Annotated in this window: 14 protein-coding genes, 4 tRNA genes and 1 riboswitch; of the genes, 1 reads left to right on the top strand and 17 read right to left on the bottom strand. The window is 32.4% G+C overall.

Annotated elements, in window-relative coordinates:
* Positions 1–18: 18 nt before the first annotated feature.
* The 7 genes from recD2 to BR66_RS0106090 form a co-directional block, all read right to left on the bottom strand.
* Positions 19–2,229 (bottom strand): SF1B family DNA helicase RecD2, encoded by a 2,211-nt coding sequence (recD2, locus tag BR66_RS0106120; protein WP_026882120.1) that lies wholly within the window; start codon positions 2,227–2,229, stop codon positions 19–21.
* A 175-nt stretch (positions 2,230–2,404) separates the two neighbouring features.
* Positions 2,405–3,580: a methionine adenosyltransferase gene (gene metK, locus BR66_RS0106115; protein WP_026882119.1), complete on the bottom strand. Its 1,176-nt coding sequence runs from the start codon at positions 3,578–3,580 to the stop codon at positions 2,405–2,407.
* Between the two features lie 69 nt (positions 3,581–3,649).
* A riboswitch (SAM riboswitch) is annotated at positions 3,650–3,757 on the bottom strand.
* 105 nt (positions 3,758–3,862) lie between these two features.
* Positions 3,863–3,947 (bottom strand) — tRNA-Tyr (locus tag BR66_RS0106110).
* Between the two features lie 5 nt (positions 3,948–3,952).
* Positions 3,953–4,028, bottom strand: a tRNA-Thr gene (locus BR66_RS0106105).
* A gap of 21 nt (positions 4,029–4,049) precedes the next feature.
* Positions 4,050–4,125, bottom strand: a tRNA-Val gene (locus BR66_RS0106100).
* Between the two features lie 4 nt (positions 4,126–4,129).
* Positions 4,130–4,214: transfer RNA gene (locus BR66_RS0106095), tRNA-Tyr, on the bottom strand.
* Between the two features lie 217 nt (positions 4,215–4,431).
* On the bottom strand, positions 4,432–5,070 hold the full coding sequence (locus BR66_RS0106090; RefSeq protein WP_026882118.1) for a hypothetical protein: 639 nt from the start codon (positions 5,068–5,070) through the stop codon (positions 4,432–4,434).
* Positions 5,071–5,346: 276 nt separating this feature from the next.
* Here BR66_RS0106090 and yyaC point away from each other — a divergent pair, with 276 nt between their 5' ends.
* Positions 5,347–5,883, top strand: a complete 537-nt coding sequence (gene yyaC, locus BR66_RS0106085; RefSeq protein ID WP_026882117.1) for a spore protease YyaC — start codon at positions 5,347–5,349, stop codon at positions 5,881–5,883.
* An 81-nt stretch (positions 5,884–5,964) separates the two neighbouring features.
* On the opposite strand, the gene mreB is transcribed toward yyaC, so the two are convergent.
* The 10 genes from mreB to atpA all read right to left on the bottom strand — a co-directional run bounded on the left by mreB (position 5,965) and on the right by atpA (position 16,279).
* Complete coding sequence (gene mreB, locus BR66_RS0106080; RefSeq protein WP_026882116.1) at positions 5,965–6,984, bottom strand: rod shape-determining protein; 1,020 nt, start codon at positions 6,982–6,984, stop codon at positions 5,965–5,967.
* Between the two features lie 116 nt (positions 6,985–7,100).
* Positions 7,101–7,355, bottom strand: coding sequence for a sporulation transcriptional regulator SpoIIID (gene spoIIID / locus BR66_RS0106075; protein ID WP_026882115.1), 255 nt, complete (start codon positions 7,353–7,355; stop codon positions 7,101–7,103).
* Positions 7,356–7,472: 117 nt separating this feature from the next.
* Positions 7,473–8,222 carry a M23 family metallopeptidase gene (locus tag BR66_RS0106070; protein ID WP_026882114.1) on the bottom strand — a complete coding sequence of 250 codons (750 nt, stop codon included), beginning with the start codon at positions 8,220–8,222 and terminating at the stop codon, positions 7,473–7,475.
* Between the two features lie 250 nt (positions 8,223–8,472).
* On the bottom strand, positions 8,473–9,516 hold the full coding sequence (gene spoIID / locus BR66_RS0106065) for a stage II sporulation protein D (RefSeq protein WP_026882113.1): 1,044 nt from the start codon (positions 9,514–9,516) through the stop codon (positions 8,473–8,475).
* A 227-nt stretch (positions 9,517–9,743) separates the two neighbouring features.
* Positions 9,744–11,039 carry a UDP-N-acetylglucosamine 1-carboxyvinyltransferase gene (gene murA, locus BR66_RS23245; protein ID WP_051624122.1) on the bottom strand — a complete coding sequence of 432 codons (1,296 nt, stop codon included), beginning with the start codon at positions 11,037–11,039 and terminating at the stop codon, positions 9,744–9,746.
* Between the two features lie 21 nt (positions 11,040–11,060).
* Positions 11,061–11,867 carry a YwmB family TATA-box binding protein gene (locus BR66_RS0106055; protein WP_026882112.1) on the bottom strand — a complete coding sequence of 269 codons (807 nt, stop codon included), beginning with the start codon at positions 11,865–11,867 and terminating at the stop codon, positions 11,061–11,063.
* Positions 11,868–12,064: 197 nt separating this feature from the next.
* Entirely contained in the window at positions 12,065–12,475 is a 411-nt protein-coding gene (locus tag BR66_RS0106050) for a F0F1 ATP synthase subunit epsilon (protein ID WP_026882111.1), read from the bottom strand.
* A gap of 14 nt (positions 12,476–12,489) precedes the next feature.
* Positions 12,490–13,884 (bottom strand): F0F1 ATP synthase subunit beta, encoded by a 1,395-nt coding sequence (atpD, locus tag BR66_RS0106045; RefSeq protein WP_026882110.1) that lies wholly within the window; start codon positions 13,882–13,884, stop codon positions 12,490–12,492.
* A 13-nt stretch (positions 13,885–13,897) separates the two neighbouring features.
* On the bottom strand, positions 13,898–14,740 hold the full coding sequence (gene atpG, locus BR66_RS0106040) for an ATP synthase F1 subunit gamma (protein WP_026882109.1): 843 nt from the start codon (positions 14,738–14,740) through the stop codon (positions 13,898–13,900).
* Between the two features lie 30 nt (positions 14,741–14,770).
* The gene (gene atpA / locus BR66_RS0106035) at positions 14,771–16,279 is read right to left on the bottom strand and encodes a F0F1 ATP synthase subunit alpha (RefSeq protein WP_026882108.1); all 1,509 of its coding nucleotides are present in this window, start codon (positions 16,277–16,279) and stop codon (positions 14,771–14,773) included.
* Positions 16,280–16,284 lie beyond the last annotated feature (5 nt).

The raw sequence follows: 16,284 nt of genomic DNA, 5'->3' as shown, positions 1-16,284 counted from the left end.
ACCTCATTTTCACCATCATTAATTTATTATGTCCATAATTCTCCATTTTAATCCGGAGTATCTTTCAAACCCCTTATCATTACGTATCATGGAATGTATAGCTCTAGTCATACCTACAAGTACCACCAATTTTTTTGCCCTTGTAATTCCCGTATAAAATAAATTTCTATTCATAAGTAAAGGTGGACCCATAAAAACTGGCATAACTACAACTGGAAATTCACTTCCTTGGCTTTTATGGATAGTAATAGCATAAGCAAGATCTAATTCATCCATATTTACGTTATCATACTCCACTTCTCTTTCATCATCAAATATAACTAAGAGATTACCCTCCTCATCAATATCATTGATAAATCCACCGTCACCATTAAAAACTCCTTCACCATCTAAATCTCCTTCACCGGAAACTCTTTTCCATTTTATGGTGTAGTTATTTTTTGTTTGCATTACTTTGTCTCCGACTCTAAAAATCACATCTCTGTATTTTATTTCTTTTTTATCATCACTTTCAGCATTTAGAACCTTTTGAATTTGATTATTTAAATTTGTTACCCCAAGAATACCTTTTCTCATTGGTGATAAAACCTGAATGTCATTTTTATTGCCCCACTCTTTATTAAAATTAGGCAGCCTTTTATTTACAAGATCAATCACAGTATTTAATATGCCTTCACTCTTTTCGTTCTGAATAAAATAAAAATCCTTTCCCTTTTTATTCAAAATAGGAATTTCGCCATTATTAATCATATGAGCATTGACAATAATCATACTTTCATGAGCTTGCCTAAATATCTCTTTAAGTCTTACTACATTCACAGCTTTGCTTTCAATAATATCTCTAAGCACATTACCAGGTCCAACAGACGGAAGCTGATCAACATCACCAACAATTATAAGTCTTGTTCCAAGTCCTATGGCTTTTAACAGATTGTTCATTAAAACTATATCAATCATAGACGTTTCATCTATGATCACCACATCACATTCCAGTGGACATTCTTCTCCTTTTAAAAATCCAAATTGATCCCCGCCATCGCCAAAGCCAATTTCTAGCAATCTATGTATGGTTTTAGCTTCTTTACCTGTAGCTTCTGACATTCTTTTAGCTGCTCTTCCTGTTGGTGCTGCCATAAATACTTTTAAAGAAGCTTTTTCGAATATATCAGCTATACAATTTATAATAGTAGTTTTACCGGTTCCTGGTCCTCCAGTTATAACTTCAATTCCATTTTTAAAAGCACCAATTATGGCTTCTTTTTGAGTCTCTGCAAAATTTATTTCCTTAGAAACCTCAAACTCTTCAATTTCTTTGTCTATATCAAGGTCTATGTCTTCATATTCATTGGTTGCCATTGTTACTATTTTTTTTGTTACTCCTAGTTCACAGTAATAATATGGCATTGTAAATACGCAATTTTCATTATTTATAACTTCAACTTTAATCTTTTGCTCCAAGGTACTTTCATATACATTTTTTTCTATTTCATCATTATCTACGCCTAAAACATCACTGGCATCAATAATGAGTTTTTCCATAGGCATATAGGTATTGCCTTTCAAACAAAAATCATTTATAACATAACTTATTCCACTTTGTATTCTAAAAGGAGATCCTATTTCAACTCCTAAATTTTGTGCTATTTTATCTGCTGTTCTAAATCCAATTCCTACAATTCCTTCAGTTAAAATGTAAGGATTTTCTTTCACAACATTTATTGATTCATTATGGTATTTATTATATATTTTAACACATTGATTTGCTGTTACACCATAAGTTTGCAAAAATACCATTATATTTCTTACTTCTCGCTGTCTTGAGTAAGATTCATATATAATCTTTATCTTTTTTTTGCCAATACCTTCAATTTCATTTAGTCTTTCTATGTCATTATCCAATATTTCAAGCGTTTTGTCCCCAAACTTATCCACTATTTTTTTTGCACTTACAGGTCCTATTCCTGATATAATTCCAGAAGAAAGATATCTTTCAATTCCTATCTTTGAATCAGGTAAAACTTCCTCGTATGATTCAACCTTTAATTGTTTTCCAAATTGAGGGTGCACCGCCCATTCACCTCGGAGCTTCAATGACTGACCCTCGATAATATATGGAATACATCCAACTATAGTATATTTTTCGTTTTCATCTTTTACTTGTGCTACAACATACCCATTTTCTTCATTTTTGAAAACTATATTATCAACAATACAGCGTATTTCAGTCATAAAACCTCTCCCAATCTAAAAAGTATCTACATATAAAAATTATATCATACTGATTTTTTATTACAATACTAGACGAAAATCCCGCTTTCCATAGACTCAGCGAAGTGGCACCTATTAGAAAAATAAAAAAGGATGTCCAAAATGATTTTAAACATTTTGGACATCTCTCTATATATTATAGATATTTTTTTATTTCTTCCACTCTATCTAGTTTTTCCCAAGGTACGTCGATATCCGTTCTACCAAAGTGACCATATGCTGCTACTTGTCTATATATTGGTCTCCTTAAATCAAGATCTCTAATTATAGCACCAGGTCTTAAGTCAAATACCTTATCAATTATTTCTACGATCTTATCTTCATCGATTTTTCCAGTTCCAAAAGTATCAGCTGCTATTGACACTGGTTTTGCAACTCCAATTGCATAAGCTACTTGTATTTCAATCTTGTCAGCAACTCCAGCTGCAACTAAATTTTTTGCAACCCATCTACTAGCATATGATGCAGATCTATCAACTTTTGTTGGATCTTTTCCTGAGAAAGCACCGCCACCATGTCTACCATATCCACCGTAAGTATCTACTATTATTTTTCTTCCTGTAAGACCGGAGTCCCCTTGAGGTCCACCAACTACAAATCTCCCAGTAGGATTTATAAAATATTTAGTATCTTCATCTAAAAGTTCAGCTGGTATAACGGCATTTATAACATATTCTTTTATATCTTTCTTAATTTGTTCCTGAGTTACCTCAGGGCTGTGTTGAGTTGATATAACAATTGTATCAATTCTAACAGGTTTATTGTCCTGATATTCTACAGTTACTTGAGTTTTACCATCTGGTCTTAAATAATCTAAAGTTTTGTTTTTTCTAACTTCAGCTAATTTTCTTGAAAGTTTATGAGCTAGAGCAATTGGCATTGGCATATACTCTTCAGTTTCATTTGTTGCAAAACCAAACATCATACCTTGATCTCCAGCCCCAACTGAATCTATCTTCTCCATCTGGCCTTCTTTTGACTCTAACGCTTCATCAACGCCCATTGCTATATCAGCTGATTGCTCATCAATGGTTGTAACTACAGCGCATGTGTCACCGTCAAAGCCATATTTTGCTCTTGTATATCCAATTTCTTTTACTGTTTGTCTAACTACTTTAGGAATATCCACATAACATTTTGTTGATATTTCACCCATAACATTAACTATACCTGTGGTAACTGTTGTTTCACAAGCTACTCTTGCATTTGGATCATTTGTTAATATTGCATCTAATATAGCATCAGAAATTTGATCACACATTTTATCTGGATGCCCTTCAGTCACTGATTCAGAAGTAAATAATTTTTTCATCTTTTTCTCCTCCTAATTACAAAAAATAAAGTCCCTTCAAGTAAGAAGAGACTTATACACTATAAATCCCTCTTATCTTGCAGAATAGTATTCTGCAGGAATTGGCACCTTAATGTATTAAATACATTGGTTGCCGGGTTTCATAGGGCCATTTCCCTCCACCTCTCTTGATAAGAGTCAATTTTTATTTTGTTTTATTAAATAACATCTTAATAATGTTATCATATTTTTTCTATTTAATCAATATTATACTAAAATAAAATAAGACACATAAGTGTCTTTTGGTGGAGGAAGATGGATTTGAACCATCGAAAGCTGAGCTAACAGATTTACAGTCTGCCCCCTTTGGCCACTCGGGAATTCCTCCAAAAATGGTGCTGGCAGTAGGAATTGAACCCACAACCTACTGATTACAAGTCAGTTGCTCTACCAATTGAGCTATGCCAGCTTATTAAATTAAATTTCAAAATGGTGGGCATTACAGGGCTCGAACCTGTGACCCTCTGCTTGTAAGGCAGATGCTCTCCCAGCTGAGCTAAACGCCCATTTTGGTGGAGGAAGATGGATTTGAACCATCGAAAGCTGAGCTAACAGATTTACAGTCTGCCCCCTTTGGCCACTCGGGAATTCCTCCAATTAAACAATACAAATTGTTTTAGTCTTCTCCGTTGTTACTCATAAGTTCCTACATCGTTGACAAGTAATAGTATACAATCTTAATCATATTTTTACAAACTATAAATCCGTCGAATATTAAATCGTTCTCCCTGTTTCTCATACTACATTGCTTTTACTTGATTAGATATACCAAGTCATAATTAATTATTCAATATACTTTCTAATTATGAAAATTAGTAATTTAAGGCATCAAGATTTATAAACTTTGAAGCTATATTTTTCAATTTCCCATAATCCTCATCATCAAGTCTCCTCCTCAGAAGGGTCATAGCACTCACTATTCCTTTTTTTTCATCATCACTATTTACATCATTTTGAAGCTTGCTAAAATCAGTTGGAGAAAGACTTCTACTTATAGATAATATTTTAGCCTTATCTGTAAAACTCAGTTTATCCATTATTTTATCCTTGGATATTTTAAATATAGGCTTATTATTTTTCTCGCTATTAACCTCATTATTTTTTATATTATCTGTTTTATTTTGTTGATTTTCTATTGTTGAATTGCCATTTTGATTTTGCGTTGCAGAATTCGTATTGCTTTTGTTTTCAGAATTATCGGTACTATTTTTTGCTGTATTTTCAAGATTATTATTGCCATTTTTCACTGTATTATCTAAGCTTGAAGTTCCATTTGGTACTATATTTTTATTCCCACCATCACTAGAATTTTTATTTATCGCCTTATTATCTTTTATAGTTGAATACCCTAATTGCCTATTGTAATTACAATATTTGTAATTATATAGCATAATACAAACTGTTATCATAGTCATGGTTATTGCGGCCATACTCATAATTTTTTTATTCATATTAACGCCTCCTACCTATTAATTATTTCTATTTGGATTTTTTTTATACATATTTTCATAATATTACCTATATTAATCTCATATAGATTAATTGGGAGGATTATCAACAGTCTAAGCATAAAAACGCAAAATTTTAATACAGAAAGGTAGGTGAAATCCGTTTATGAGTCTCTAATTTCTTCAAGACATCTTCAAAAAACTATCAGTATACTGTTTCTTTTTCATTCGGATGCCTAGCATAGTAGATTTTAGCAGATTTTACGTAACGGTGCATTATTGAACAAAATGAAGACATTCTATAAAAATCCGCTTGCTTATTATGAGATTGGTTATTTTCTTAAAAATTATATTAACAACAATATTATAATTGTTTGCATTGGCACTGATAGATGTATTGGAGATTGCCTCGGACCACTTACAGGAACAATTTTAAAAAGAAAAAATTTCCCACTATCAGTCTATGGAACAATATCAGAACCAATTCATGCTTTAAATCTTGATAAAAAATTAAGTGACATTAAATCTGCTTCACCAAATTCCAAAATAATTGGTATAGATGCCTGCCTAGGTAATTCAGATAGCATTGGTGAAATCCAAATAAGAGATTATCCAATTCATCCGGGCAAAGGTGTTGGAAAATCACTACCTAATGTAGGTGATTTTTCGATAATTGGTATAGTGGATTCATGCGAAAGTAATGAAATATTTACAAATAGAAATATAAGACTAAATCTAATTTTAGAAATGTCAACAGTTATATGTGATTCCTTAATTCATTCCTACTATTTATACAAAAATGAAACAATGGCTTAATTAGCGTATGCATAAATTTAATGCATACAAAAAGTGGCTGCTACTAAATGCAGTCACTTTTTTCCTTAAATAAATTTAATGCTACTCTATTAATGAAATGTCATTACCATTTAGTTTATCTATAAAATCCAATACCTTTCCAGTTCCAAGTACAACACAGGAAACTGCATCATCGGCTACATAAACTGGTACCTTAGTTGCATATTGGATAAGCTTATCCAATCCATTTAGAAGCGAACCTCCACCTGTCATAATTATACCTTTTGCTGCAATATCAGCTGCAAGCTCTGGAGGTGTTTTTTCCAATACAGAATGTACACAATCCACTATTGCACTAACAGTATCTTCAAGAGCCTCTCTCATTTCATCTGAAGTAACCGTAAGATTTTTGGGAAGTCCTGTTATTAGGTCTCGTCCTCTAATATCTAGAGATTCTTCAACTTCTCTCTTAAATGCAGACCCAATGCTTATTTTTATATCTTCTGCAGTTCTTTCTCCAATCATTAATTTATGTTTTTTTCTAACATATTTTATTATTGACTCGTCAAACTTATCTCCTGCAACCTTTATTGACTTTCTAACAACTATTCCGCCTAATGAAATAACAGCAATATCAGTAGTTCCTCCACCAATATCTATAACCATGTGTCCACTTGCCTTAGTTATATCTAGTCCAGCTCCAATTGCTGCTGCTAATGGTTCCTCAATCAAACAAGGTTTTTTTGCTCCGGCACTAACCGCAGCATCTTTAGCGGCTCTTTTCTCAACTTCCGTAGCTTCACATGGGACACATATAACTACCCTTGGTGTATAAAATCTTCTCCTTCCACAAGCTTTTCTTATAAAATGTTTAAGCATTTTTTCAGTAATATCATAATCTGATATTACACCGTCTCGTAACGGACGAATTGCTACTATATTTCCCGGAGTTCTACCTATCATCATTCTAGCTTCTTCTCCAACTGCAAGGACTTCTTTGTTGTTACGGTTTATTGCTACAACCGATGGTTCTTTTAGAATGATACCTTTTCCCTTAAGATATACTAATACTGTTGCTGTTCCTAAATCAATACCTATATCAGATCCAATTCCAAAAAACATTCCTTCGTTCAACTCCATCTCTTATGGCATACTAGAGTAACACATTTTTATCATTTTACTTTTATTAGTTTATAAATTTACAATATGTCTCTATTTATATTATAATAGGAATGTTTCTAACCTTCAATAGCTTTGTACTTCATTTTTGTAGCTTTTCCACCTCTAATATGCCTTTCTGCTTTATTTATTTCTAAAACACCTTTAGCTTGTTCAGCAATTTGAGGATTTATTTGAGGTAATCTCTCTGTCATATCTTTGTGTATCGTACTTTTACTTACTCCAAAAACTTTAGCAGTTTTTCTAATTGTAGCTTTTGACTCAATAATATATTGTGCTACTTCTAGAACTCTTTCCTCAATATAATCTTTCAAAGTACTACCTCCTTAGTCCTTCTATATTTATAAATATGCGCTACACCCTTTATTAATTACTTAATATCAGCCATCCCGACAGATTTTTGGATGGCTGATAATCTTGCAAAACATATTTTAATACTTAATATAATTTTGAGGATTTACATCCCTATAACTTCCATCTTGCTGTTTTTCATCAATTTCAAAATATAGATGATTACAATCAACGATTCTGTCTTTAGCATTATCGCTATCTCCTACCACCGCTATTTGATCATTTTGCTTTACAGCATCTCCAGTTTTTAATTTTATACTTGATGGGTTCAAATTATCGTATATGATTTTCAGCTTTTTATCATTACTTAAGATGGTTACCCTACCACTTTCTACAACACTAACAGTTCCATTTACTGAAGAATATACAGGAATCCCTAAATTATCTACTTTTATATATTCTCCTAATATTGTCCTCGACACCTTATCTAGTCCTACTGCCATTACACCATCGGTACCCGTATATGCTTGAGCAATAACACCTTTTATAGGAGCCACCACAGTGGTTACAACTGGTGCACTTGTTGAAACACTTGCATTGTTTTTAGCTAAATTAGCATTATCCATGTTTGTATTTTTGCTTTGATCCTTTGATACATCTGCTTTAGCAGTGTTTACATTTGTTTTTGTTTTAACCTTTTTTTTGTTTAATGATACTTTATTTTCTTGTTTTACTGCAGAACTACTTTTAGGTTTTGTATTCACATATGTGGCAACTCCAGCAATTATGCAGAGGCAAAGAAATAAGATTAAATAAAAACCATCTTTCTTAAGAAAACTTAGCCTGTGATTTTTATTAGGTTGTTTGTTTAGTAAATCATTTTTATCCATTGAAAAACACCTCCGTCTTCTATTTTGTCCACAACTTAGTAAATAATACATTTTATATGTAATTTTTTTAATTTTTAGTTTTTTGAGAAAAGCATGTCACAAAATAGTTGTAGGTTTTAAGTGATAAGTGGCAATCTACTATAGATTTTCTATAGCTAATCTAGCAATGAATAAAAAAGGGAAAGTAAGAAGATTTATGTAAACAAATCCTCATACTTTCCCTTTAATTTTTCACTTTCAACTTGTTACTTTATTTACTAATCTTCTCTATACTTATCCCAGTATAGTAATGATTCAATATATCTCTATAGTTTTTACCACTCTTAGCCATAATATTAGCGCCCCATTGACTCATCCCTATATCATGTCCATAGCCAACACAATTAATTTCTAAAGACATAATATTATATTTAATATTAAAATCAGTTGAGTTAAGCCCCATAATACTTCTAAATTTAGTTCCTGTTATTGTATTTTTCCCTAGCTTTATCTCCTTAACGCCTTCACCTTTAGTTCTGCTAAGTATTTCAATTGAACTTTTTATATTTAAATAGTTTAGATTTGAATTCTTATATGCTTTATTTATTTTATTTATAAAATCTCCATAAGAAATTTTAACAGAGCTTTTATATTTTGGTGCTGATTCTTCGCCACTACTTATAACACTTTTTAAATATGGTTCATCATCACCAATAACTTCTTTTGAATCTTCGGTCTTTCCTCTACTAACAGCAAAATAAAGTGGCTCCATTACCAATTTCCCATTGTACTTCAATATTTCACCTTGAGTATCTTGTACAGCCCCAGTTATTTTATTCCAGTATTCATCTACTGATTTTTGTGGCCATTTGTTTAATATATGATCCTTGTCCATATATACTTGGCATTCCACAGTATCGGTAACATCAGCCCCTTTTGCACCAGGATATGGTTTTCCTCCATAAATTAGCATATGTGCAGCTGCAAATGTCCTTGCAGCAATAGCCTGTGCCTTAAGGGCTTCTATATTGAATTCAGCTGGCATTTCTGCAGCTACAACCCCCCTTGTGTACTCTTCCAGACTTAGCTGTACTATCTCTTTATTTTTAGCTATATACACCTTTATATCACCATCTGAATCATCTTTATTGTTAAAGACTATATCATTAGGCTTAAAATTATATTTTTCAATATCACCATCTGAATTCCCTATTTTTCCATTATCCTTGTTTCCAGAAAAACCACCTATACAAATTGATACAATTATCAAAAATAAACTTCCAGTAAATATTAGAATAATAAACTTTTTTAGCATTATTTTTCCGTTATCAATTTCATGCTACTAATATGTTTAATTGTTTAATAACGGTTTTCACCTTCCCTTCAGCTACTTTAAACATACATGCCCCTAATAATATAAATATTTCATTTTAGAATATTTATTACATAAAAAGGAATGTACCAATATTTAATTTTCAAATTAAATATTGGTACATTCCTTTTTTATTTTGTAATTATTTTTTTCATATATGGAAAAAGTCCTTATTGATTTTTCACTTTTAGCTCTTCATCTAAGCTACTATCTTTAACCCTTTTTATTTCTGCCCCTAGTAATCCTAATTTTTTTTCAATTCCGCTATAACCCCGATCTATATGATATATATCAACTATTTCCGTTTCTCCATCTGACTCTAATCCAGCCAAAATCAATGCCGCACCTGCTCTTAAATCTGTTGCCTTTACTTGTGCACCTGTAAGCTTATTTATCCCCTCAATAACTGCACTTCTACCATCTATTTTTATATTAGCACCCATTCTTTTAAGTTCTGCTATATGCATAAATCTATTTTCAAAAATTGTTTCAGTAACAACACTCGTTCCCAATACGCAACTTAATAAACTCATCATTTGAGGCTGCATATCTGTGGGGAAACCTGGATATGGCATTGTCTTAATATCAATGGGCTTCAATTCATTTCTTCCATCTATTATTAATCCATTATTATATAATTGTATATCCATTCCCATTTCTGATAGTTTTGCAATAACTGGTTTTATATGCTCATGATTTATTCCATTTATTTTCATCTTACTTCTAGTTATTCCTGCCGCAATCATAAAGGTACCTGCTTCAATTCTATCATAAATTGGTCTATGTTTAGCACCATGTAAATATTCTACTCCCGTAACCTTTAATGTGTCAGTTCCAATACCTTTTACTTTTGCACCCATCTTATTTAAAAAATTTATCAAATCGCCTATTTCTGGTTCCTGTGCTACATTTTCTATTATCGTTTCTCCCTTGGCCAGTACTGATGCCATAATTATGTTTTCTGTAGCCCCAACAGATGGATAATCCAAATATATTTTATCACCAATCAATTTTTCTGCTGAAACCTGTACATATCCATGATCAATTTTAACTTTTGCACCTAATGCTTTAAATCCCTTTAGATGTAAATCTATTGGTCTAGTGCCTATATTACACCCCCCAGGCAATGATATTTTGAAGCTTCCAAATCTTGATATCATTGCTCCCATTATTAAAAAAGAGCCTCGCATCTTTCTTACAAGATCGCCACAGGGTTTATTATCACTTAAATTAGATGTATCTATATTTACTGTTGAATTTTTGCTTTCAATTTCAACTTTTGCACCAAGACTTCTAAGCACATCACAAATTACATATACATCTAAAAGCATGGGACAATTTAATATTGTGCATTTATCTCCACTGAGAATAGTTGCTGCAATTATTGGTAATACTGCATTCTTTGCAGAACTAATTTCCACTTCACCGCTTAATGTATTTCCCCCTTTAATTATGAATTTATCCATTTTAATCCTCCAATTCATTGTTTAATAAGAAATGTCTATTAGTGGTGTACCTAAAATTATATAATTTTGACCTGATTCTTTTAATACTGCATAATTAAAGTCTTCAGACTTTCCATCATCTGATATAGCACCAAAATTTTTAGTATATGCCACTGTACTGTAACCTTCGTTAATATTCACTGTAGATATATTATCCGCATCTATATCTTTTAAATAATTTGTTATTTTATTTTGTACCACTTTTATATTACTAATAGGGGTTTTAGCTTTTAAATATTTATATATATTGATGTTACTTGCTTTTTTCCCCATAGCCTTTCTTATTTTAATTTCAATATCATTGAGACTTTCTTTTGGCGTTAATTCCCTTATAAATATGCTTACCTCTGCACCATTACCATTTTCCCTGCTTTCTATATACCCATGAATATTGTTTTTTTCAAATTCTCTACAATACTCTTTGTTATTATTTATACTCAACCAATTTTCTAGGGTACCTGAATCTTTTGCGCTTGGGATTTTTTCACCTTTATCCTCCACGTCAGTAGCAGTATTTAGTAAGTTAGAATAGGAATTATTATTACTACTACTTTCATCAATTATTTTTTCATTGTACAAATTCAAAGACTTAAGCCAATCTATACATTCATTTTTACCATCCGTGCTGATTTCATAATCTGCATTGATTCCGATTTCAGTAGTTGTACTATTAGTGCGGTTTAATATATTATTAAAAATCTCTGTGTTTTCTGCAGCAAATGCGTCTGATACTGCAAAAGTTAAAATTAAAATGCCAGTAAAACAAATTAAAATATTTTTTATTCTCACGTTTTCCCCCTACCTTTCTCTTTAGATTATTAACTTTATTTCCATTTTTTATTCTATATTCACTATTAATATATATATCTTCAATAAAAAGTGTGAAAATTTCTTAGCTGCTTTTTATTTTGCCTAGTAATCCGAGTTATAGTATTCTTTTCAAAAAAAAAAAATATGTCCAAGAATATTATTCTTAGACATATTTTCTAGATATTTTTTGTTTTAAGTCTTGCCATTGCCCTTTGCAGTGCAATTTCAGCTCTATCTGTATCCGTTTTACCGGTTTCTTTATCTTTAGCTAATCTTTCTTCTGCTCTTTCTTTGGCTTCTTTAGCTCTTCTTACATCAATTTCCTCAGGCCATTCTGAAGCATCAACTAACATTTCAACTTCTGTCTTTGTGACCTTTATAAGTCCAGTTGACGTAAATGCTATTTTTTCAGTTCCATCCGCCAGCTTAAATCTTGTTTCTGATGGTTTTAGCATTCCAACAAAGGGAATATGCTCTGGAAGTATTCCTATACCACCATTTCCCGTCTGTGTATTAATCTCTGTTACATCGCCAACATAGAATTTCTTTTGGGGAGTTACTATGCTAAGCTTCATTTTAGACGCCATGCAAAATCACTCCTTTATGCCATAGATTTAGCTTTTTCTCTAACTTCTTCTATTGAACCTGCAAATAAGAATGCTGCTTCTGGAAGCTCATCACACTTACCTTCAAGAATTTCCTTAAATCCGTTTAGTGTATCCTTTATAGTAACGAATTTACCAGGCATTCCAGTAAATTGTTCCGCAACGCTAAATGGTTGAGACAAAAATCTTTGAACTCTTCTTGCTCTATTTACAGCCATTCTATCATCTTCACCTAATTCATCAATACCAAGTATTGCTATAATATCCTGAAGTTCATTATATCTTTCAAGTATAACTCTTACCTTACTTGCGATTTCATAATGTTCTTCACCAACTATATTTGGATCAAGTATTCTAGATGTTGATTCAAGTGGGTCAACAGCTGGATATATTCCAAGTTCTGAAATAGCTCTTGATAAAACTGTTGTTGCATCAAGATGTGAAAATGTTGTTGCTGGCGCTGGGTCAGTAAAATCATCAGCAGGAACGTAAACAGCCTGAACAGATGTTATTGAACCTTGTTTTGTTGAAGTTATTCTTTCTTGAAGCGTACCCATTTCAGTTGCAAGTGTTGGTTGATAACCAACAGCACTAGGTATTCTTCCAAGTAAAGCTGAAACTTCAGATCCAGCTTGAGTAAATCTGAATATATTATCTATGAATAGAAGAACATCCTGTCCTTCATCCCTAAATTTTTCTGCCATAGTAAGACCAGTAAGAGCAACTCTCATTCTAGCTCCTGGTGGTTCATTCATTTGACCAAACACCAGTGCAGTCTTATCTATAACTCCAGATTCTTTCATTTCATAATAAAGGTCATTACCTTCTCTTGTTCTTTCTCCAACACCTGCGAATACAGACAATCCACCGTGTTCCTTTGCTATGTTGTTTATAAGTTCTTGAATAAGAACCGTTTTACCAACACCTGCACCACCAAATAGTCCTATTTTACCACCTCTTTGATAAGGTGCTAAAAGATCTATAACCTTTATACCTGTTTCAAACATTTCTGGTGATACTGATTGCTCTTCAAAACTTGGTGCTAATCTGTGAATAGGCATTAATTCTGTAGGCCCTAAATCTCCCGCTTCATCAATAGTTTTACCTAATACATTAAATAAACGTCCTAGCACAAGTTTTCCAACTGGAACACAAATTGGCTTTCCAGTATCTATTACTTCTGCACCTCTTCTTAATCCATCAGTTGACTCCATTGATATAGTTCTAACTACATCATCACCTGTATGTAGTTCAACTTCTACGATAAGTTTTTTGTTGTCTCCCATATCAATTTCCAAAGCATTAAATATATTAGGAAGGCTATCACTCTCGAATTTTATATCTACAACTGGTCCTATTACTTGAACAACTTTACCAATACCTTTTGGCATAAGTTTCCCCTCCTTACTTCAGAGCTTCTGCTCCTGAAACTATCTCAGTTATTTCACTAGTTATTGCACTTTGTCTTATTCTGTTATATTTCAATTTTAAAGCATCTAACAAATCATTAGCATTTTTTGTTGAACTATCCATTGAAGACATTCTGGACGCTTGTTCGCTAGCTTTTGAATTTAGTAAGAAGTTAAATATCTGAGCTTTTAAATGAATAAAAGCAGTACCTTCTAGCAATTCATCAGCATCGGGTTCAAACTCTCCAGCATTACCACCACTTTTTTTATCTACTTTTAATGGTAATACAACTTCATCTACAATAGATTGCCTTGCAGTTGATACAAATTTAGTATACAGCACATGTACTTCGCCAACTTCTCCACTTTTATAAAGATTTAATGCATGTTCAGCTATTGTTTTAGCTTCCTTAAGCGTTGGTTCGTCAGGTATATCTACATATTCAGCAACTGTATCGTATTGCAATCTTCTAAAGAAAGTTCTTCCTTTTTGTCCAACAGACATTAGGAGACAATTTTCTCTATCAGTTGACATTTTTCCAGTAGTTGCTGTAACAATAGCACCATTAAAACCCCCACAAAGTCCAGAATCTGATGTCAAGGCTATATATAATTTTTTGCTACTTCCGTTACCATTCACATATATACTTTTTCCAATGATACCTTCAGCAACACTCTTTATGATACTTTCAAAAGAATCATAATAGCCTTGATTTGATTCTAGATTTTTTCTGCATTTTCTTATTTTAGAGGTGGCAATAAGTCCCATAGCCTTAGTTATTTTTTTTGTACTAGTTACAGACTTAATCCTTCTTTTTATTACAAGAAGTCCTGCCATACTACACCTCCCGCATAGATACTACTACGCTTATGCTAAAAAAACTTTTTTGTATTCTTCAATTGCCTCACCAAGCATTTTTTTGATTTCATCATCTAAAACTTTTTTTGTGATAATTGCTTCTGGAACTTCTTTATGATGAGTACTCATAAATTCTAAGAATCCTTGTTCAAATTCTTTGATTTTTGTAATATCTACATCATTTAGATGATTTTCAACCACTGCATAGATTACCATAATTTGATTTTCTATAGGCATTGGAACATATTGATCTTGGTTAAAGATTTCAAGCAATCTTTTACCTTTTTCAAGTCTTCTTTTTGATTCATTATCAAGATCAGAACCAAATTGTGAGAAAGAAGCAAGTTCTCTATATTGAGCAAGTTCAAGTCTAAGTGTTCCTGAAACTTGTTTCATTGCTTTTATTTGAGCACTACCTCCAACTCTCGAAACTGATATACCTGAGTTAACAGCTGGTCTTTGCCCTGCATGGAAAAGATCTGCTTCAAGGAATATTTGCCCATCTGTTATGGATATAACATTTGTTGGTATGTAAGCTGATACATCCCCTGCTTGAGTTTCAATTATCGGAATAGCAGTAATTGATCCTCCACCTAGTTTATCTGAAAGCTTAGCTGCTCTTTCAAGAAGTCTTGAATGTAAATAGAATACATCTCCTGGATAAGCTTCTCGAGCAGGTGGTCTTCTAAGTAATAATGACATTGTTCTATAAGCAACTGCATGCTTAGTTAAATCATCATATATTATTAATACATCTTTTCCTTGATCCATGAAGTACTCACCCATAGTTACTCCAGCATATGGTGCAAGATATTGAAGTGGAGCTGTTTCAGCTGCTGAAGCTGATACAATAAATGTATAATCCATAGCACCTTTTTGAGTAAGTATATTATAAATATTAGCTACTGTAGATTGCTTTTGTCCTATAGCAACGTAAATACATATAACATCTTGACCCTTTTGGTTAATTATAGCATCAATAGTTATGGCAGTTTTACCTGTCTGTCTATCTCCTATAATAAGCTCTCTTTGACCTCTTCCAATAGGAATCATAGCATCAATTGCCTTTATACCAGTTTGTAATGGTTTATTAACTGATTTTCTTTCAATAATTCCATGAGCTACAATATCTGCTGGTCTTAGTTCAGTTTCTTTTATTGGACCTTTTCCATCTATTGGCTGACCTAGAGCATTAACAACTCTGCCTATCATAGCTTCGCCTACTGGCACTTCAACAACTCTACCAGTACTCTTAACTATGTCGCCTTCTTTTATTCCTTCTTCATTACCAAGTAAAACACAACCTACATTATCTTGTTCTAGATTCATTACCATTCCAAATACATCATTTGGAAATTCAAGAAGTTCTCCTGCCATACAGTTTTCTAAACCATATACTCTGGCAATACCGTCACCTACTTGAATTATGGTACCTGAATCCACGGATTCTACATTATTATCATAACCTTCAATTTGCTTCTTAATTATGGAAGTTATCTCTTCAGGTTTTATGTTCATAGGCT

The organism is Clostridium akagii DSM 12554, from assembly GCF_000686725.1.
GTDB lineage: Bacteria > Bacillota > Clostridia > Clostridiales > Clostridiaceae > Clostridium_I > Clostridium_I akagii.
Note: the sequence above shows the minus strand (reverse complement) of the source record. Positions and strands in the feature narration are given on the sequence as shown.